Origin of the sequence: Mesorhizobium denitrificans, from assembly GCF_003403035.1 — a bacterium.
Taxonomy (GTDB): domain Bacteria; phylum Pseudomonadota; class Alphaproteobacteria; order Rhizobiales; family Rhizobiaceae; genus Mesorhizobium_G; species Mesorhizobium_G denitrificans.
Map to the genome: position 1 here is coordinate 95,180 of NZ_QURN01000005.1, position 18,826 is coordinate 114,005.

Here is an 18,826-nt window from a genome sequence, read left to right on the forward strand (position 1 = left end):
CGCGTGGCGATAGATGATCCTGACAGCAAAATGAGGCAGTCGGTGGCAAGCAATCGGCAATTCTGGTGGGGCGATTTCAAGGCGGCAGACTTCGCTGCCATCGATCCCGACGCGACGATTGCGGTGCTTGCGCTGGCCGCAACAGAACAGCACGGCCCGCATCTGCCGCTTTCCACCGACGCCGAAATCATGCGCGGAATGCTGGCGGAAGTTGCGCGACAGGTGCCGGACTCGCTCGATTTGCGCGTGCTGCCAATTCAGGACGTCGGCAAATCCAACGAGCATGTGAATGTGCCGGGTACGCTTTCGCTCGACCCGGTTATCGCGCTGGAGGCTTGGACACAGATCGGCGATTCCATCGCACGCACGGGCATCAGAAAGCTCGTGGTTGTCACCTCGCATGGCGGCAATGAGGAAGTGATGGCGCTGCTGACGCGCGAAATGCGCGTGCGTCATCGCATGTTGGCGGTTAAATCGAGCTGGCGGAGGTTCGGCTATCCGGCGGGCATGTTCACCGAGGAAGAGCAGCGCTATGGCGTGCATGGCGGCGACATTGAAACTTCGCTGATGCTGCATTTCCGGCCGGAACTGGTCGATATGAGTCGCGCGGAACACTTCTGCTCCAACGTGGAAGCCGCCGAAAAGAAGTTTGACCTGTTGCGGCAGACGGGACCGTTCGGCTTTGCGTGGATGGCAACCGATCTCAATCCGGCGGGCGTGGTGGGCAATGCTGCTGCGGCGACGGCGGAGAAAGGGCGGCAGGCCGCAGAGCATCAGGCCCATGGTTTCGTTCGCCTGCTGGCAGACATTCGCAAGGCCAAGCTGGAAGAATTGTTACCTAGATATCCAGCTTGAACGGCGTGCCTTCGAAGGCATCCGCACCGCGCCCGATTTCTGCAATTGCGCGAACCATGCGGCCCTCACGGCGCAAGATGTGATCGGCAAGCGCAATCATCCGCGGGTTCGGCGTGGCCGATGGCGACAACTTGCGCAGCGTGCGCGCCAGTTCCGATTCGCTGCGTCCCGGCGCAAAAGCAGCGGCGATCATATAGGCAGTCGCGGTGGACCGGCTGATGCCCGCATAGCAATGCACGACCAGCGGGCGCCTGCGATCCCAGCCGCGCGCGAAATCCAGAATGCGGCGCACATGCTCCTCGCCCGGCATAGTCATGCCTTCGCGCGGCTCGTGAATATCGTGCATGGTGATGTGCAGGTGGTTAGCTTCCTCGACCGAGGCAGGCCGCACAAGCGTCGTACCTTCCGACAGCAACGAGATGATGCGGTCCGGCCGAACCTCCTCGACGGTCGTTTCCAGCTTCGACAAAGAGCAAACAACGATCATTCACACTCCTCCCAAGCGGCCAGCGCTTCCTCAAGGCGCAGCCACTCCGCTTCGCTTCCGGGCAGGCCGCAGCGCAACTCGCGCGGCCTGTCGCTGAACGCCCGCAGCAGGATGCCGCGCTCGCCAAGATGGCGATGCAGACGCGACGCATTGTCAATGGCGATGTGACGAAACAGGCCCGTGCCGCCAGTCACCACAATGCCGACGCCTGCAAAACAGCTATCCAAACGCGCAGCCTGCTGCGCAAGTTGCACACGCATGGACTCCTGCCAAGCTTTGTCAGCATAGGCGTGCAAACCATATTCCAGCGCGGGCCCGGCGACCGCCCAAGGCCCGAGGCGTGCGGCCAGCTTTGCGGCAATTTCGGGAGCGGAAATCGCAAAGCCGAGCCGCACACCGGCAAGCCCGAAGAATTTGCCGAAAGAGCGCAGCACCACCAGCCCGCCTTGCTCGGCCGCATCGGCTACGCTTTCTGCACGCGGTGCGACGTCCATGAAAGCCTCATCCACGACCAGCAGACCGGATTTCGCGCGCATATGCGCGGCAAGCGCGAGGAGGTCGCCGCGCGAAATGAGGCGGCCATCGGGATTGTTCGGGTTCACGACCACGGCGAGATTGGCCTCGGCCAGTGCATCGAAGCTTCGGACTTCGCGCACCTCGTGACCGGCAACGGCGGCAGCGCGTGCGTGCTCCTGATAGGTCGGGCCAAGAACGGAGGCGGTGCCTCGCGAACAAAGCTCTGCCACCAGCGGCAGCAGAATCTGCGTGCCGGGAGCCGCGACAATCTCATTGGCCTTAGCGCCATAATTGCGCGCGGCGACGGCGCATAGTTCGGCAATGCGGGAGGGTTCTGGCAGTCGCGTAAACGCGCTGGCAGGCAAATCGAAAAGCGGATAGGCATGCGGATTGATACCGGTCGAAAGATCGACGAACGGTCGAGGCGCATGTGGGAAAAGAGCCCCCGCACGCGCAAGACTGCCGCCATGTTCGACCGGCAATAAGGTTTGATCCTGCATGCTCGCCCTGCTGTCTCTCATTTTTGAACTCGGCCTCGGCTACCCGGATCGGCTGTTCAAATCAATCGGCCATCCGGTGACGTGGATCGGCGCACTGATTACCCGGTTGGACGTCGCGCTGAATCGCCACGAATATTCGCCGCGCGAAAAGAAAATCGCAGGCTCAATTGCGGCACTGATCATCGTGCTTGTGCCTGCGGTGATCGGGCTGCTGCTGGAGCGCGTGCTGGGGTATGGCTGGATCGGGCTGATTATCTGCGCACTGATCGGCAGTTCGCTGATCGCCCAGCGCAGCCTTGCAAAGCATGTGGAAGCGGTTGCCGACGCCCTGGAGAGCGGTGGCGTCGAGGCTGGGCGGATAGCCGTTTCGCAGATCGTGGGACGCGACCCCGAACGGCTGGACGAAGCCGCGATTTGCCGCGCGGCGATAGAAAGTCTGGCCGAGAATTTCTCGGACGGCGTGGTGGCACCGGCGTTCTGGATGGCACTCGGCGGGCTGGCAGGCGGAGCAGGTTACAAAGCCGCCAACACGGCCGACTCGATGATCGGCCACAAGAGCGACCTGTATCGGGACTTCGGCTGGGCATCCGCGCGGTTCGACGACCTCATCAATCTGCCCGCCTCGCGGCTAACCGGGCTGGCGATCATCGCGGCGGCATGGGCCTTGCCGGAAACGAACTGGAAGGCAGCGTGGGCAGCGTTGCGGCGCGACGCCGGAAAGCACCGCTCGCCAAACGCCGGCTGGCCGGAAGCCGCAATGGCTGGTGCCCTCGGTATCGCGCTGGCCGGGCCGCGCGTCTATGGCGGCGTCATGGTGCCCGATACATATATGGGCGAAGGCGGCAGGCGCGACGTAACGCCAGCTGATATTCGCCGCGCGCTGCGGCTGTATTGGACCGCCGACGCAATGCTGATCGGGTTGGTCGCGTTATGCGCGGTGTTGGGGCTGGCGAATTGAGGCGGCTTGCGCAGAGCCGTTCAAAGTTTGTGCTGCCCCTCAATCCGCCTGCCGGCACCTTCTTCCCGTAAACGGGGAGAGGGTAAGGGTGAGGGGCAAAATTGCCCTAAAACTCAATACCCTTCTGCGCCTTCACGCCAGCGGTGAAGTGGTGCTTTACCGCGCCCATTTCAGTGACCAGATCGGCAGCTTCGACCAGCGCAGGCTTGGCGTTACGGCCCGTCACGACCACGTGCAAATCAGGGCGGCGCGCACGCAACACAGCGACAACTTTTTCGATATCCAGGTAGTCATAACGCAGCGCGATGTTGAGTTCATCGAGCACCAAAAGGCTGATGGAAGGATCGGCCATCAGCGACTGCACCTTCAGCCACGCGGCTTCAGCAGCAGCGATGTCGCGCTTGATATCCTGCGTTTCCCACGTGAACCCCTCGCCCATCGTGTGCCAGACGAGCTTGTCGCCGAAGGTAGAAAACGCATCCTTCTCGCCGGAATGCCACGCGCCCTTGATGAATTGCACCACACCGACGCGCTTGCCGTAGCCGAGCATGCGCAGGGCAAGGCCGAAGGCGGCAGTGCTCTTGCCCTTGCCCGGCCCGGTGTTGACGATCAGAAGCCCTTTTTCGACGGTCTTGCCCGCGACTTCCGCATCCTGCACGGATTTGCGCTTGGCCATCTTGGCCTTGTGTCGCTCGGCTTCGTTCTCAGAAATATCGCGCATCATTTCACCTGTATGTGTAAACCTGCGACCATGAACAGCACGCGGTTGGCAACAGCCGCAATACTCTGGTTAAGCCGCCCGGCTTCGTCGCGAAAGCGCCGGGCAAGCGCATTATCCGGCACAATGCCCAGCCCGACCTCGTTCGACACGACAAACCACGGACCGCGCGAATGCGCCAGTTTTTCGGCCAATGCAGCGCATTGCGATTCGAGATCGGCATCGGCAAGCATCTGATTGGAAAGCCAGAGCGTGAGGCAATCGACAAGCACCGGCGCGCCATCGGGAATGGCGTCTAGCGCCGCACAAAGGTCAAGCGGCGCTTCGATCGTTTGCCACGGCGAGCCACGCCGCTCGCGGTGCAGATGGATACGCTGGCGCATCTCATCGTCAAACGCCTGCGCAGTCGCGATGTAAAACCACGGACCGCTCAACTGCTCGATCAGTTTTTCGGCATGTGCGCTCTTTCCAGAGCGCGCGCCACCAAGAATAAAAGTGAGATGAGGCAATTCAGGCGCCGATGAGAGTACAGAAATCTGGAAGCGCGCGAACTATAGTCAATTCGCCCGCGCTATACAAAGCTGAATCAGCGCGTGGTGCTTCACCGGACGCCGCAAGCCGTGGTAACGCTCGGCAATATTCGGAGAGCGGCGCATTCCATGACCGATCTTGCACCCCCTGCCCGCAGCACGCGCCGCATCGCCGCAATCGACATTGCGCGCGGAACAGCCCTGCTGGCGATGGCGATCTACCATTTTACGTGGGATCTCGAATTTTTCGGCTATGTGGAGCCCGGCCTGACTGCCGTGGGCGGCTGGAAGCTCTTTGCGCGATGCATCGCCTCATCCTTCCTGTTTTTGGTCGGGGTGAGCCTTTTCCTCGCCCACGCAAACGCGATTCGCTGGCGACCATTTCTGATTCGACTGGCGAAGGTGGCGGCAGCCGCAGCGCTCATCAGCATCGCGACATACATCGCGACGCCCGGCGCTTTTATATTCTTCGGGATTCTGCACCAGATCGCGCTGGCGAGCCTGCTCGGTCTGCTATTCATCCGCGCGCCATTTTGGCTGACGCTGTTGGTCGCGGCGGCGGTGATCGCGGCTCCGCAGCTTCTGCGCTCCGAAGTGTTTGCGCATCCGGCGCTGTGGTGGGTGGGGCTTGCGCCGACAAATCCGCGCTCCAACGATTACGTGCCGCTTTTCCCGTGGTTTGGCGCAGTGCTGATAGGCATAGCGGCAGCCAAATTCGCAACGGCTAGCGGACTGCTGGAAAGATTACGGCAAGCGGGCGAGCCGCGCTGGTCACGACCGCTCGATTTCCTCGGAAGGCACAGCCTTGCCTTTTACCTGATTCACCAACCGGTGCTGATCGGCTTGGTCTGGATCGCTGCACAGATTATTCCGCCAACACCGATTTCAAATGAACAGCAATTCGTTCGCGCATGCCAGCGCACATGCGAGCAAACGCGCGATGCGGACTTCTGCTCTGCGTATTGCGTCTGTATGCTGGACGAGTTGAGCGACAATGGCTTGATGGACGGCATGTTCAACTCCGCGCAATCTGCGGAGCAACGCGAGACGGTTCAGAACCTCGCGGCACAATGCACCATCAGGACACAGGACGCTCTGTCAGGAGGGCTTCCGAAATGACACCGACGCCACCAAATCGCATTCCGTGGCCGCCTTTAATCTATATCTTAGCCGCGGCGGCGAGCGTGATTGCGGACTGGCTCATGCCTCTGCCCTGGGTGCCCTCGCCGCTATCGGACCTGCTGGTGGCAATTGGTGGGCTGTGCATCTACGCAGCGCTGGCAATCGACTTTTCTGCAATGGGAAAAATGCGCAAGGCAAAGACGCCGATAATGCCGACGCATTCCGCCGAACATCTGGTGACAAACGGCGCATTCTCCTTCAGCCGCAACCCGATCTATCTGGGTAATACGCTGCTGATGTTCGGCGTCGCGCTGGTCTATGGAAGCGTGTGGTTTATCGTGTTCGGGCTGATTGCAGCGTACGCAGTCCAAAAGCTTGCGATTGAGCGCGAAGAGCGCCATCTCGCCCAGCGTTTCGGCAAAAAATATCATGACTACGCAAAGCGCGTGCGTCGCTGGATATGATTTTGAGGATATATTTCAATATATTGAAGCGCATTCCTGAATCTGCATGAGAGGTTTGAATGACACCGCATAACCACGCAAAGCCGGGTGATTTCGCAGAAGCCGTGCTGCTGCCGGGCGACCCGTTGCGCGCAAAATGGATCGCGGAAAACTTCTTCGAGAACCCGCAGCAAGTGAACAGCGTGCGCAACTGCCTCGGCTTTACAGGCACGGTGCAAGGCAAGCGCATTTCCGTGCAGGCAACCGGCATGGGCCAGCCTTCGCTTTCGATTTACGTCCACGAACTGATCAATGTTTACGGCGCGAAAACGCTGATACGCGTCGGCACCTGTGGCGGCTTAAGCACCAAGGTAAAGGTGCGCGACCTGATTATCGCGCAGGCCGCGACAACCGATTCCGCCATCGTGCGCGACGCATTTCCGGGCTACGGCTATGCGCCAATCGCGAATTTCGAACTACTGGCTTCGGCTGTTGAAAAGGCGCGGAAAGCGGGCTTGCGCAGCCACGTCTGCAATATTCTTTCAAGCGATGTATTCTATCAGGACGGTTTTTCGGCCTACGAGAAGCTGGCCGCACATGGCGTGCTGGGCGTGGAGATGGAGGCGGCGGCCCTCTACCTGCTGGCCGCGCGATACAATGCGCGGGCACTGGCGATTTGCACGATGACGGACTGCCTTGTGACGCACGAGGAAATGAGCGCAGCGGACCGGCAAAGCTCGCTGACGGAAATGGTGAAGCTCGCGCTGGACGTGGCCGTTTCGACCTGACGATCAGGTGTTGACGCCAAGCTCAGCGAGGCGCTCTACGCAAGCTTCTTCCGCCTGATCGAGTTCAGCCAGAGATTCCTCAAGATCGCGCCGCTTCTGGCGCAAATGTTCGCGCTTTTCATGCATGCGCTGGATCATCAGCTTGAGCTGTCCGACCTCGCCCGGCGGCTCCCGATACATCTGAATGATTTCGCGTATCTCGTTGATGGAAAAGCCCAATCTCTTGCCGCGCAAAATCTGGCGGATCAAATGTCGATCCGACGGGCGGAACAGCCGTGTGCGCCCGCGTCGGAAAGGCTGGATCAGCCCCTCGTCCTCATAAAAGCGCAATGTTCGCGTGGAGATGTCAAACTCGCGGGTGAGTTCGGTAATCGAATAGTATTCCCGCATGTGACCGACTCGGAGTTCCAAAATTTGTTGGCAAAATGCCACGACATTTACGTAAAAGTCAATACCGAAAACAAGCCGACGAAACATAACAAATTGAAAACGTTACGCAATTTGACGATTTGCGAGGGTAACTGAGGGGGCTGCCAATCGCCCTTCCCCACATATTTCCCCACAACAAAACGCGCGCTGCAACGGATTGCGGCTCGCTCCTTGCAAGGTCTATGCGTAGGCACCTTTGGTGTCAATGTGGACCATCGAGCCCAGATCTTTGGGAAAGATTCAGCGCATGTGAAGATTAAGTCTGTACCCTGTGGGTTGGTTGCCCATTCAGGAGGTCAGATGCCATCACAATCGGCTGGAGAGTATGAAACCCTTATAGGTTGGGTAGATCAGATTTTCGGCATACACGGACAATTGCAGCAAGGACGCGGCAGGCGGCATGAACAAGAAGCTTTGCATCGTGCCAGTGTTGTTCTCACCGTCGCCGCATGGGAGTCGTATGTCGAAAAGATTCTTCAAGAAGCTTTGAACGCAATTTCTGTTAGCTATCAGAATACAACGCCTAGCGCGCCACAATGGTCTATCCACGCGTTCGAGATGCGCAGGGCGCAGTTGAACAGCGAAATTAACAAGTTCAATACGCCCAACTCTGAGAACGTTAGGCGACTGTTCAATGACTCTCTTGGATTCGATCCTTGGCCAGCATGGCAATGGAGACAGGGACGCCGAAATTGGGCGTCAAGTGCGGTAAGAGAGCGAATAAATAACTGGCTGAATATACGACATTCAATAGCGCACGGGTTTGCGTTACCTGCCCAAATCATATGGCTGGCGGGATCAAACGGCCAGTCGCGACTGACACTCAATCTCGTTAAGGAATGCAGGGAACTGTTCGATTTTTTGGTGCGCGAAACGGATCGAGCATTCTCGCACCATTTGATGCAGAGCCACGGAATGCCAGCCCCTTGGTAGTCACGTCGAGCGTAGCGATCCAAAAACAGGAGTTACACCCCAGTGCAGTTGTGGCTGGCCGTCCACAAGCGCAGCACGTCCGACTACGGTGTACCTGCCCAACCAATAGATTTGGTGCTGCTGATTGAACACATCAAAATATTCGACTTCGCAAGCGATGAAGATGCTTTGTCGTTCTTCTTGCACGGCTTGGCGACCTTCCGCTGCAATATCTACTGGTACGTACAGGTTCACATTTTGCTGCGCCGCAAGCTCCATTTCGCTCAAACTGCCGAACGCAAAATCGGATTTGTCGGGCACGTCATGGGCGACAAGCGTAGCTGACCGATGCTGAACATTCCTAGCAGGGGACAGTCCTGTATTGTCGATCCGTAGTTGGAACGAGAGATCGCCGTGCAAATGGCACTCAAACGCCGCAACGGCAACTATTCCGAGATAAGCGCGAACCTGTGCTTGACCAATATCGCGAGTTAGCTCGACGGTTTGATTTGCGGAATCTACAGCATCGCGCGTTGCTTTAAGCGTTTCAGATAACAGGTAAATTGCCCAAAGACTTACTCCGACAGAAACGAGTGCGGCTATCGCCATCAGCCATTGCGGGTATCCGTCCTCTAGCTTGAAGTAGAGGAGGCCGCTGAGAATTAGCAAGGCAAATATGCCAGCAACCACAACTGCCAGTGGTATCATCAGACTCGTTTGTTTGTGGTCCGACATTTTCGACCCTAGACGTTATTGTTGGCGAAACATCTTAGAGGCACATAAAGTTCTCTCTAAAACAATACAGGTCCGCCGCTCGACTGCCGAGCAGGGCTTCGGTCCGCCACGTTAATCCGCTGTCACAATCTCAACCCGCGCCCTTATGGCTTCGGTCTTGCTCTTTGCTGACAAGTAAACAAGAGAGGCTTCGAGTTCCCCGTTTCGGATTCCTTCGGCAACGCGATCCTTCGCCCGATTGAGCAAGTCCGTCTCGATACGCTCACGCAATGCCTGCAACTCGGGATTTTCCGAAAGATACACGTAAACGCTTTGGCGCGAGCAACCCAACGCCCTTGCAGCTTGCGCAACAATACCACCCGCATTGTGCAGTGCTGTGGCAACTCGCTCAGGGGTAAGTTTCATCTGATCGAATCCTTTTTCTGGGTTTCAATCGCTGGCGGGATCAAGCGATCTCGGTCGAACTCAATCCCACCAGCGCTATCGGTTGCCGCAAGCCCGCGCTCAAGGCCACGCAACCGTATGCAAACTGAACTGTGGAGGAAGACCACCATGTCAAAGCCCTCCTCCACAGCCTAACAACGACGATCCGATCCGAGCAGGAAAAATCGTCGCTGAATTCCTCAGATTGTGGGCAACTCGACCCCGAGCGTATTAGCCGCGTTAGTTGCTTTCGTCTGCAATTCGGAAAACGACCTACGCAACTCTTGTGTGCGATAGAAGGCCTGCTCGTCTTCCATGCGCTGCTGATGCCGTGCTGCGGCTTCCGCCAGCCCGTCCAACTCCGCGCTAACCCGCGGTGCGTTGGCCGCATAGTCAGCAAGTGCGGCCCGTGCCGCCCGTTCGCGATCTGCTCGCTCGTCAAGCTTACGATCAACCTTTGCATCGATCTTTCGGATGAAGCCGCGCAGATGGACCGCTGTCACGATCAGATCAGCATCATCGTTGTCCAGCCGCGCCGGTTGAAGATGACCCAATCCAAGATTGTTCCAACGCCAGTTTGTCGGCGTGCCGCTCTTGAAATATCGAGCCTTTGCCTCTTCTGCCTCGCCCTTAGACGGTGGACGCAAATCCTCCGTCCCTTTGTTGAGCGTGTATCTGATCCGCATGAGACTGTTCATGGCGTCTTGACGGGAGAACGGCGGATTGAGCATCCGTGATTGCTCGTTCTGGAAAATCGGATAATCAGGGCAATCGTTCTCGTTCGGCCACAGGTCGGACGGATCGAAAACCTGCGTGAGGTCATAATCTCGGACGGTCATGATCTCAGTCCTCCGCCCGTGGAAGCTTGTAGCCGAAGTCTTTTCGTCTTTCGGCCTTCGGCTTGTCGTCGCCCCCGTCCGCTTTGGGCGGTTTGAACTCATGGAGTTTATTGTCGATTCTTTTTCCCGCAGCCTTCGCCTGCTTCTTCTCGACCTCGGCGATCCGGCTAACCAAAGGCTCAATGGCTTTCGTGATTTCTTTTTCGACGGCGCTCGCCACGCGCTCGGCAATGCCTTCGACGTTAGTCCGTTCCTGCTGGCCCTGCGAGCCTGTGGTCACAAATTGCCTATTCATTTTTCGTTCCTTCAAATGAGGTTTAGATTCAAAAGGTGGGTCCGTCTGCCATCGACCGTGCCGTAAGCACTGATCCGACTTTCGAAGAACCCGACCCGAATGGTTTGGTCAGGGGATGCGAGTTGTTCGAGGCTATCGCGCTTGCAAATGCCGATAGCCACATCCCGCTTGCGCTTCGGATGGGAGACTGTGATCCGATCCACGAATAAGTGCCCGGCTTCATCGGCAGTGCGCATAAACACGTCCATGTAAGTCGCCCCTTTCGAGCGCCTCATTCGCTTCGCTTCAATCTTCATCAGGTGCATCGAGCATCGTTCCTTGTTGTCGGGTACACGATGCTCGGGCGTGTGATTGGAGGGTCCACGCTGATGAATATTAGGGCAAGCCGAAAAGTGACATTAATGTTGTCTAAAATGCAGATTGTCGCGTTTGTCAGGTGCAGCGCGTTACGGGAGGGGCGAGCGTTGGCGATCAGACCTTGCGCGTTGCCAAAATTACTGCGCTCACAGCGCAGAACAGGCGTTTCGACGTAGGTCGGGAGGGTCGCGCCTAGAAATCGCCTGTACGGCGAGATTTTTTGACGCGTATGTTGGCAAAGTCTTGGGAGAGGGTTGCCGGTCTTGGGATACCGCGTTGGAATTTCACGCTGTGGTCAACTTTGATGGAAAGTCGCTAACCCTTTTGGGGGAAATGCCCTTGAATTCATGCCTTCACGAAATGCAATCTATGAATCGGAGGGCAACATGGAAAAACGGCCAGCGATTCTCGACAATTGGGACGAAATACAACACGATCCGGTAAGCATGCCCCCTAGCGACTTCACTGGGATGAAGAAATCCGAAGTCGTCGAGGCAATCGTTGAATGGTTCTTTGAGAATTTCGAAGACCCAGCCGAGACAACACCATACGAGAGCGCTGAGGGCGGCTATCAGTACATCTGGGGCGGACCTTATGATGCTCGAGAAATAATCGAGAGCGTCTTTGAGGACACTGCGTCTAAGGCTGCTGTGGAAGATGCCGTCAACCAGATCCAAAGGGGCGGCTTCGATTGGGTACCAAACTCCAATCGACTCCAGCCACCAGATGAAGACGACTTAGAGCATGAATTCACTGCGAGCGAGCTTCACAGCGAAATGCTCAATCAGATCTCGCAATTTGAAGACGCAATCTCTCAAATTCCTCCTGCCACCCCGGGCATTGGTCACAACAATCCACCCGAGGAGATCGATCCACTCGTAGAGCAAGTGGACCTCCAAGATATCATGAACTCAGTTGCGGTCCTCAAAGCGCAGCCAGTTGAACCTGAAGACGGAGGTAAAGCCGCCACAGCTGCAATCACCCGTCTGAAAGAATGGGCTGTAAAACTTGGAGGTTACGTTACTAAGCAGGCAGATAATTTCATCACGGAAGCGGTCAAAGAGGCAGGCAAACAATTTGGTCGTTGGGGAACGCGCGCGGCACTGGTTGTAATTGGCACTCGGCTGCTATCTCTCACAGATGTCGCCAGTCAATGGTTGGAAGCAATAGGCCATAACCTTCCGTTTTGATTTTCTCCTGCCAAACAAAAACCCGCGCCTCTCGACGCGGGTTGCTGCATTGATTTGGATCAGGCGGTGCGAAGTGCCTCGTCTTTGCAAGATGCGTCTCGTCCTGTGGTCAGGCAGTAGAAGCGCGTCTTCGCCGTCGCCACGTTCATCTGGATAGCAGCACAGGCGGCGAGAAACGTCGCGCGATCTTGACGAGGGTTAGCCCAATAGATTTTGCGCGCTTGCGCAAATGGGGATTCCTTCTTTGCAGGAGCGGGTTTGGATTTCTTCTCGGTCGTCATGTCGGGATTCCTTTCGATGCTGACGAACAAAGAATCTCATCAAGTTGATCGGATGGCACTCTGGCACGAGATTGAAGGGGCCCGGGTAATGCGGGCAGTGGGTGACAAAACGTCTCGCACAACACGGGGATGTCAGAACTGGCGATGGGTAAGTTTGAATCCATGTACGGTCGCGCGCGTCCGCGTATATGCGCGCGTGAACCGGTTGGCGCTCGTCCAACAACGCCGATCCGCGAAAATGTTGACGTTGTCATTGTTGCCTCGCGATCACAGGGGGAATGAAGGAAAACCCCTCTCTTTCTCTCTTTGAATCGCGACGCGCGAGGCAACAATGGCAACATTTTGCTAGATAGCGTTGCGTGACGTTGTCATTGTTGCCTCGCGTATGCGCGCGCGACGTAGACAGCAGATTTACGCCCTGCCTGTGATCTTCGCCTGAATCTTGGCGACTTGTTGAGCGCGGGCCTCCATCTGTGCAGAAAATCGATCAGCCAACCCTGGCGTAATTGACCACGCTTTTCTGCCATCGATCTCGGTGAGCCAACCAGAAATGACAAAGAACTTGAATAGTTCTTCTCGCGCATTCTGGTCAGTCATGCTTCTGAACGCCCGGCAGTTTTGCTGCACATGGCGCATCTCAACCGGCTGATCGGGATTGGCGCGCTGCCAACGCAAAAAGCAATCAGCGACCGCTTGATGCAAAGATCGCTGCTTGTCGCCGCCGACCAACCCCTCATAAAACGCGTAGCCATGTCGAAAAACGAACTTGTCGATTAGTTCTCGCGCGAAGCCAGCTACGTCCGCACGGATTGGATCGGTGAGTTCCCAGCAACCAGCAGCTGCCCCCGCCGCATGGAAGATCAGACAGAATTGTGCGAAACGGCGAGGCGTCTTACCTAACCAACCCGCGAAGGCGTCCGACATGGTTTCGCCCGCTTCTGCCATTTCAAGATAATCAGCTTCGACTTCCCTGTAGATTGAACAAGCCTCTGCGCTCAGTTGAATGTCGCAAGGGGGAAAGTCGTTCATAAACCTTAGCATGGTTAGAAAATTCGCCCGGTGCTGTTTGAAATCGAGCACTCTTTGGCTAGGCCTGCTTCTGCCGACTGTGATCGGGATGAAGCGCTGCAACAACCCATCATCATCGAGGCTTTTCGCAATGGAACGAATTTTGTCCAACTGAATGCCGCCAAACATGCCGATTGAAAGGTGGGGAATGAAGGTGCTTCCGCGACTTATGCGGACCTGCTCATAATCATCTTCGCCGTCGAAGCCAGTCAGATAAATTCCGCGATCTTGAGATGCTGCCGTTTTGCTGAGAGCACTCTTTTCTAGTGCTCCCATCCACCCCGCGATTTCGTCACGAGCGCCCGTGGTACCCTGATCTTGCTTTGACAAGATTACACAAAGAGCTTCGCTGGTAGCGTCTTTGACAATGCGCCGCCTTGAAAAATCCTCTTTGGGAACTTCAGCACCCTTTTCCCGCAGTTCGTCGTGTACGGCCTGCAATCTCTTGTGGTCTTCAATGTCGAAAAATCTGAGAAAACCCATTGATGCGCGAACAGGAGCGGATTTGCGGGCCGAGACCGCGCCCACAATCATCGCCCACAGATTCGGCCCGACGCGATGGTCGGAACCTTCAACGGGATAGACTTTGATGCGGTGGTCCAGCACCCCCGCAATCGACATAATAGCGGACATTGCACACGCGGAGATGTCGGCCCCGGTCGACATTGACAAGCTCTCAACATAAGCGCGCATAGCTGGTGGAAGTTGATTGACTGGAAACTCTGGCGCAGCCGCATTTTGCCATATGTCGACCGCGTTTGCCGCCATTTCGGCATCTTTCTGGGAATTGGCACGCTGAATGTTCTCGTATTGCTCCCGCCCGTGCTCAACGAAACGCAGCATTGGTGTATTGCCTTCGCGAACCTGCCGATACACGTGCTGAAAGTTGCGCTCTGCTTTAGCGATCCGGGATTCGCCGCTCGCTGACGCGGGTGACTTCATCACCATCGGCGAGTTCATCACTAGCCGTTCAACCTGTGTCGCGCTGCCGGTCAGACGGTCAATTGCCGCCACGATGGCCATGAATGTTTCGGACCATGCACCCGGCTCGCAGCCCGTTTGCGCGTTGAACCGCGCTAACAGGCTCGGATAGATCGCAAGTTTCAATATCACATCGGTATCAGGTAGATCAGTGCGCCGGTACTCGACGGAATCGCTTACGGGACCAAGCTCTTTGGCAGACTGCTGACCACCGAATGCTGCAATGAAGTCGTCAAGGAATTTTTGTTGGTCTGTTATCTGCGCTTTTTTACCAACCACGTTGCCCGTGAAAGTGAAATAGCGTCTGCTTTGATAGACTTCGATCTTTGTCTGGGGTGATCGCTTGCCATCCAAACCGTTGGACAAACGGCCCCGGCCAATGATGTGGTAGCCTTTGCCGGACGGCGAGAACTCGGTGTAAGTTTCAACGGTCTCCAGAATTTCTTCTTCCAGCGCGTGACGCTGGTTCAGAAATGCGAGATCGACTTTAGCTATGTCGTCAATGTCGATCCCGAAGTATGGATCGTCATTTGTGAAAACGAACCCGATGCCTTCAACTGTAGAACGATTGGCGCGCCAAGTATCTACAGCCTGCTCAAATGTTCCCCAAGTGGAAGGGTCTCCGTGATCGGCAAAGCTGGATGGGGCATTCGGGTTAAGCGGCGGTTTGGTTAGCTGGCCGTCGCGCTCAACGGCCTTCCAATTCACCCATTGTCGCCGTTCTCGCAGTTCAGCTGGGATATTGTCGAAATCGAAACGTTCACTGTGGTCAGGCGCGGTCATATTGGAATGCTTTCGCTGTAGCGAAAGGAACCTCGACGCGCTGATTGCCAAATACGGGCAACGCTGGGAATATCAGCATGTCGAAATAGTTCCCTTCATGTTGGAATCGCCCTGCGGACGGCACATCCGCAGGGCATTATTTTTTCATCGTGGGGCTGACGCTCGCCGCACAGCGCATCCATCTATCGTGATGCACATTCGCCCGCGCAAAGCTGGAACTTGCTTCACACGCGCGGAAAATGGGGGTTACTGTGGGGGCCAAGCGACGGCCCTTCCCTATCCCCTTGGAATTTCGAGATAGGGATGACCTAAGCCTATAGTCACGAGGGTTCGGAGCGGCATTCATAGCGAACGCTCTCGGGTGTCCACCCATGCGATTAATTCGCTAAGCCGCCATCGCGTTGCACCAGTCATGCCCGGTGTGATCTTCAATGGATTTGGAAACTGACCAGCCTTCCGCAAGCGCCAAATCGTGGGAGCGGAGAGGCCGACCATGACTTTGACTTCGTCAATAGACAAAAGTCGATCGGATAAAGCAGACATGGGATTTGCCCAGAAATTGAAACCATCGGCAGCCGCGCGAAAGCGCAGCCAGTGAAAGCACGGGCTTCCTAGTTTCCTAATTTCCTAGCTGAGGTTGGCAGCTGTCCTGCAAGGGCGCGGGATCAGATGCCAAAGTTTCCTAATTCACATCGTTTCGTCGTTGCAATTACGCTCACATAATTTCGCGTTGGCTACAATAGTGAAAAAGAGGATCTTCCGTTACGTCACCTTGCTGGTTACGAACTTCTCCCAGTCTTGCAGCAGCACGCGCCTCTTGTCGATTGCGTCGCCACGGCGGTAAGCGCGCTCGGTCTTATTTCCCACAGCGTGGGCAAGACTCATTTCTATGATCTCCCGTGAATGGTCGCTTTGTTCTAGTGCCCAATCCCGAAACGCAGATCGGAATCCGTGCACAGTTACCCCGGGCACGCCAATCTTTTTCACGAGATGCGCTTGGGCGAACTTGCCGCCGTTAAATATGAAGGGCGAACGAGTCCGCGTTTGCCTCTCAATAATGCTAACGGCAGCGTCTGTGAGGGGTACCTTGTGTTGGCGCTTCGATTTCATGCGCGCCGCCGGAATCGTCCAAATCTTTTGGTCGAGGTCCAACTCCGACCACTGCGCTAGTCGCGCCTCTGTGGATCGAGCGGCAGTCAAAACCAAGAACTTGAGCAGATCACATTCGTTGCCAGCGAACCACGCGGAAATATCTTTGTACGGCATCGCGGGATGATGCTTGTCTGGATCATGAGGATCGGGTTTGAGAAAGAGGTGGTCCAAGGTTTTCAAGTTGGCCTTCCACCTTGCAGGATTTTCGCCCTCACGCTTCTTCTCAACACGGGCAACGTCAAAGACGCGCTCCATGATGTTCTGAACGAGCACGCCGACATTCGGTGTTCTGGCCCAAATGGGTTTGAGCTCTGCAATTACGTCTTCGCCAGAAATATCGGCAATCTTCTTGGTCGTGAACGCTTCGGAGAGGTTCTTCATCGCCCCTCGCATGTTTCTGATCGTGCCGGGACGCAAGGGTTTCTCTTTGCGCGTTTCTAGCGCCTTGATCCAATCATCCACATACTCGCCGAAGGTGATTGCTTTCGCCCCAGCCTTCGCCTGCGACTTCGTAGACTTCTTGTCCTCGATTGGGTCGAAACCCTTCCTGATCTTGGGCCGGAGTTCGTCAGCCTCATCACGGGCTGCGGCGAGCGTCATACCCTTTTCAGAACCTAGCCCAAACTCGCGGCGCTTCCCTGTAACCGGCGAAGTGTAAATGAACGCCCATGACCGAGCGTTGCCCTTGCCCACCACAAGATACAGGTTGTCGCCCGCTAGATATCGTCCGGGCTTCTTCTTCAACATCAGTTGCCTGTCATTAAGTTTCTTGGCCACGCCTCGCCCTTCCCCACAATTTCCCTACATGCGGACATGCTATCAGGTGAAACGATGCGAAATCAACCGAGATCATTTGAACAAACAGAGTTAAGACAAGCTATTGAAAACGCTACAAACTTATATCACGCAACCAATGGAGAAATATGAGGTATTCAGATCGACGTATGCCTATACGTAAAAGTCAATGTTGGTCCTATGGCGATTTACCCGAACCACCATGTGGCGAGGCCAAGGAAAGCGAAAAAGCCCACACAATCCGTGACCGCGGTGACAAAGACGGAGGATGCGACGGCGGGGTCTGCCCCCACCTTGTCCAGCAGCAGCGGGATGAGAATACCCGCCAGCGCGGCGGCGAACATGTTGATGACCATCGCAGCGGCGATGATGCCGCCGATGTTTTTGTTTTCGAACCAGAACGTCGCCACCAGACCGATAAGAATGGCGAACACGATACCGTTTATCATTCCGACGCCCATTTCGCGGCGGATGATGCGCCAGGCGTTGTAAATGTCGATTTCCCTGGTGGCGAGCGCGCGCACCGTAACAGTCATGGTCTGCGACCCGGCATTGCCGCCCATGCCGGCGACGATGGGCATGAGCACCGCAAGCGCGACGATTTTCTGGATCGTCTGATCGAACAAGCCAATGACCGAGGCGGCGAGAAAGGCCGTGAGCAAATTGACCGCCAGCCACGGAACGCGCGAGCGGGAGGTTGCCAGCACCGTGTCGGAAAGTTCTTCATCGCCGACGCCGCCCATGCGCATCAAATCTTCTTCGGCTTCCTGCTGGATGACGTCGACCACGTCATCAATGGTCAGCACACCGACCAACCGCTCGTTGTCATCGACAACAGCGGCTGACAACAGATCGTATTGCTCAAATTCGCGCGCCGCCTCTTCCTGATCCATCGTGGCGGGAATGGCATGGCGCGTTTCGTGCTTTATATCTTCGATTTTGGTGGAGCGCTTGGTGCGCAAAATCTGATCGAGATAGACTGCACCAAGCAGCTTGAACGTGGGATCAATGACGAAAATCTCGCTGAACCGGTCCGGCAGATCGGTGTCATCGCGCAAATAGTCGATCGTCTGGCCAACCGTCCAGAACGGAGGGACGGCGACGAACTCGGTCTGCATGCGCCGACCTGCCGTTTCTTCCGGATAGTCCAAGGCACGCTTGAGGCGGATGCGCTCCGTGAAAGGAAGCTTCGACAGAATCTCCTGCCGGTCTTCCTCATCCATGTCTTCCAGAATGTAGACGGCGTCGTCTGAATCCAGATCCTTGACGGCGTCTGCGATCTGGTCGTTCGGCAGATGATCGACGATCTCCGCGCGAATCGCATCATCAACCTCGGTCAGCGCCGAGAAATCGAAATCATTGCCAAGCAGATCGACCAGTGCGCGGCGCTGCTCAGGCAGCAGCGCTTCCAGCAAGTCGCCAAGTTCAGATTGGTGCAGCCTGCCAACATCGGCCTTGAGCGCAAGGACGTCGCGGTCCGCAATCGCCGCGCCGATCTGCGACAGGAAGGACGCGCGAACCACGCCATCCTCGTTGTAAATGTCGGCATGCGGCAGCACATCTATTGCTTCGTGAGCCGGCGCTTTCTCCTGGTCCTGTTCCAAGGGCGCCTCCCAGTTTGGCTGCGAAAGTGAGTGCGTTTGGTTTAGACAAACGCTGCAGAAATTCA

At 56.4% G+C, this 18,826-nt stretch carries 22 protein-coding genes; 7 read left to right on the forward strand and 15 right to left on the reverse strand.

Annotation, left to right across the window (positions count from 1 at the left end; all coding sequences use genetic code 11):
- Nucleotides 1–30 precede the first annotated feature (30 nt).
- The gene (locus DY251_RS07315) at nt 31–855 is read left to right on the forward strand and encodes a creatininase family protein (protein WP_116623452.1); all 825 of its coding nucleotides are present in this window, start codon (nt 31–33) and stop codon (nt 853–855) included.
- Here DY251_RS07315 and DY251_RS07320 read toward each other — a convergent pair.
- Both DY251_RS07320 and cobD read right to left on the reverse strand, forming a co-directional pair.
- Entirely contained in the window at nt 839–1,342 is a 504-nt protein-coding gene (locus DY251_RS07320) for a tyrosine phosphatase family protein (protein WP_116623226.1), read from the reverse strand. The two genes, DY251_RS07315 and DY251_RS07320, sit on opposite strands and share 17 nt — an antisense overlap.
- Nucleotides 1,339–2,358 (reverse strand): threonine-phosphate decarboxylase CobD, encoded by a 1,020-nt coding sequence (gene cobD / locus DY251_RS07325; protein ID WP_116623227.1) that lies wholly within the window; start codon nt 2,356–2,358, stop codon nt 1,339–1,341. Before cobD ends, DY251_RS07320 begins: the two co-directional genes overlap by 4 nt.
- Between cobD and cbiB the strand changes: the two genes are divergently transcribed.
- Complete coding sequence (gene cbiB, locus DY251_RS07330; protein ID WP_116623228.1) at nt 2,357–3,316, forward strand: adenosylcobinamide-phosphate synthase CbiB; 960 nt, start codon at nt 2,357–2,359, stop codon at nt 3,314–3,316. The genes cobD and cbiB overlap by 2 nt on opposite strands.
- A 106-nt stretch (nt 3,317–3,422) precedes the next feature.
- Here the strand turns inward: cbiB and cobO are convergent, their stop codons facing one another.
- Together cobO and cobU are read right to left on the reverse strand one after the other, a co-directional pair.
- Nucleotides 3,423–4,037 carry a cob(I)yrinic acid a,c-diamide adenosyltransferase gene (gene cobO, locus DY251_RS07335; protein WP_116623229.1) on the reverse strand — a complete coding sequence of 205 codons (615 nt, stop codon included), beginning with the start codon at nt 4,035–4,037 and terminating at the stop codon, nt 3,423–3,425.
- Nucleotides 4,037–4,543 (reverse strand): bifunctional adenosylcobinamide kinase/adenosylcobinamide-phosphate guanylyltransferase, encoded by a 507-nt coding sequence (cobU, locus tag DY251_RS07340; protein ID WP_116623230.1) that lies wholly within the window; start codon nt 4,541–4,543, stop codon nt 4,037–4,039. Before cobU ends, cobO begins: the two co-directional genes overlap by 1 nt.
- A gap of 150 nt (nt 4,544–4,693) precedes the next feature.
- On the opposite strand from cobU, the gene DY251_RS07345 reads away from it, so the two are divergent.
- Genes DY251_RS07345 through deoD form a run of 3 tightly spaced genes read left to right on the forward strand, consistent with a single transcriptional unit; the run spans nt 4,694 to nt 6,917 of the window.
- Complete coding sequence (locus DY251_RS07345) at nt 4,694–5,683, forward strand: heparan-alpha-glucosaminide N-acetyltransferase (RefSeq protein WP_116623231.1); 990 nt, start codon at nt 4,694–4,696, stop codon at nt 5,681–5,683.
- Entirely contained in the window at nt 5,680–6,150 is a 471-nt protein-coding gene (locus DY251_RS07350; RefSeq protein WP_116623232.1) for a methyltransferase family protein, read from the forward strand. Before DY251_RS07345 ends, DY251_RS07350 begins: the two co-directional genes overlap by 4 nt.
- Before the next feature lie 59 nt (nt 6,151–6,209).
- Nucleotides 6,210–6,917 (forward strand): purine-nucleoside phosphorylase, encoded by a 708-nt coding sequence (gene deoD, locus DY251_RS07355; protein ID WP_116623233.1) that lies wholly within the window; start codon nt 6,210–6,212, stop codon nt 6,915–6,917.
- A gap of 3 nt (nt 6,918–6,920) precedes the next feature.
- Here deoD and DY251_RS07360 read toward each other — a convergent pair whose 3' ends face one another.
- Nucleotides 6,921–7,307, reverse strand: coding sequence for a MerR family transcriptional regulator (locus DY251_RS07360; protein WP_116623453.1), 387 nt, complete (start codon nt 7,305–7,307; stop codon nt 6,921–6,923).
- 339 nt (nt 7,308–7,646) lie between these two features.
- On the opposite strand from DY251_RS07360, the gene DY251_RS21245 reads away from it, so the two are divergent.
- Nucleotides 7,647–8,279 carry a HEPN domain-containing protein gene (locus tag DY251_RS21245; protein WP_147307419.1) on the forward strand — a complete coding sequence of 211 codons (633 nt, stop codon included), beginning with the start codon at nt 7,647–7,649 and terminating at the stop codon, nt 8,277–8,279.
- On the opposite strand, the gene DY251_RS07365 is transcribed toward DY251_RS21245, so the two are convergent.
- The 5 genes from DY251_RS07365 to DY251_RS07385 form a co-directional block, all read right to left on the reverse strand.
- Nucleotides 8,280–8,993, reverse strand: a complete 714-nt coding sequence (locus tag DY251_RS07365) for a hypothetical protein (protein WP_147307420.1) — start codon at nt 8,991–8,993, stop codon at nt 8,280–8,282.
- Nucleotides 8,994–9,104: 111 nt separating this feature from the next.
- On the reverse strand, nt 9,105–9,398 hold the full coding sequence (locus DY251_RS07370) for a helix-turn-helix domain-containing protein (RefSeq protein WP_116623235.1): 294 nt from the start codon (nt 9,396–9,398) through the stop codon (nt 9,105–9,107).
- A gap of 218 nt (nt 9,399–9,616) precedes the next feature.
- Nucleotides 9,617–10,255, reverse strand: coding sequence for a hypothetical protein (locus DY251_RS07375; RefSeq protein WP_116623236.1), 639 nt, complete (start codon nt 10,253–10,255; stop codon nt 9,617–9,619).
- A 4-nt stretch (nt 10,256–10,259) separates the two neighbouring features.
- Entirely contained in the window at nt 10,260–10,565 is a 306-nt protein-coding gene (locus DY251_RS07380; protein ID WP_158553229.1) for a hypothetical protein, read from the reverse strand.
- Nucleotides 10,562–10,846 (reverse strand): hypothetical protein, encoded by a 285-nt coding sequence (locus tag DY251_RS07385; protein WP_147307422.1) that lies wholly within the window; start codon nt 10,844–10,846, stop codon nt 10,562–10,564. The genes DY251_RS07380 and DY251_RS07385 overlap by 4 nt, the downstream gene beginning before the upstream one ends.
- Before the next feature lie 447 nt (nt 10,847–11,293).
- Between DY251_RS07385 and DY251_RS07390 the strand changes: the two genes are divergently transcribed.
- Nucleotides 11,294–12,097: a HEPN-associated N-terminal domain-containing protein gene (locus DY251_RS07390; protein WP_116623239.1), complete on the forward strand. Its 804-nt coding sequence runs from the start codon at nt 11,294–11,296 to the stop codon at nt 12,095–12,097.
- A 59-nt stretch (nt 12,098–12,156) separates the two neighbouring features.
- Here the strand turns inward: DY251_RS07390 and DY251_RS07395 are convergent, their stop codons facing one another.
- From DY251_RS07395 to mgtE, 5 genes are all read right to left on the reverse strand, one after another.
- A complete protein-coding gene (locus DY251_RS07395) occupies nt 12,157–12,378 on the reverse strand; it encodes a hypothetical protein (protein WP_158553230.1) in 222 nt (73 codons plus the stop codon).
- 411 nt (nt 12,379–12,789) lie between these two features.
- Entirely contained in the window at nt 12,790–15,210 is a 2,421-nt protein-coding gene (locus DY251_RS07400) for a DUF3987 domain-containing protein (protein ID WP_116623241.1), read from the reverse strand.
- A gap of 342 nt (nt 15,211–15,552) precedes the next feature.
- On the reverse strand, nt 15,553–15,753 hold the full coding sequence (locus DY251_RS21940) for a helix-turn-helix transcriptional regulator (protein ID WP_116623242.1): 201 nt from the start codon (nt 15,751–15,753) through the stop codon (nt 15,553–15,555).
- A gap of 219 nt (nt 15,754–15,972) precedes the next feature.
- Complete coding sequence (locus DY251_RS07410; protein WP_116623243.1) at nt 15,973–17,139, reverse strand: tyrosine-type recombinase/integrase; 1,167 nt, start codon at nt 17,137–17,139, stop codon at nt 15,973–15,975.
- Nucleotides 17,140–17,345: 206 nt separating this feature from the next.
- Nucleotides 17,346–18,761 carry a magnesium transporter gene (gene mgtE, locus DY251_RS07415; RefSeq protein ID WP_170971328.1) on the reverse strand — a complete coding sequence of 472 codons (1,416 nt, stop codon included), beginning with the start codon at nt 18,759–18,761 and terminating at the stop codon, nt 17,346–17,348.
- Nucleotides 18,762–18,826 lie beyond the last annotated feature (65 nt).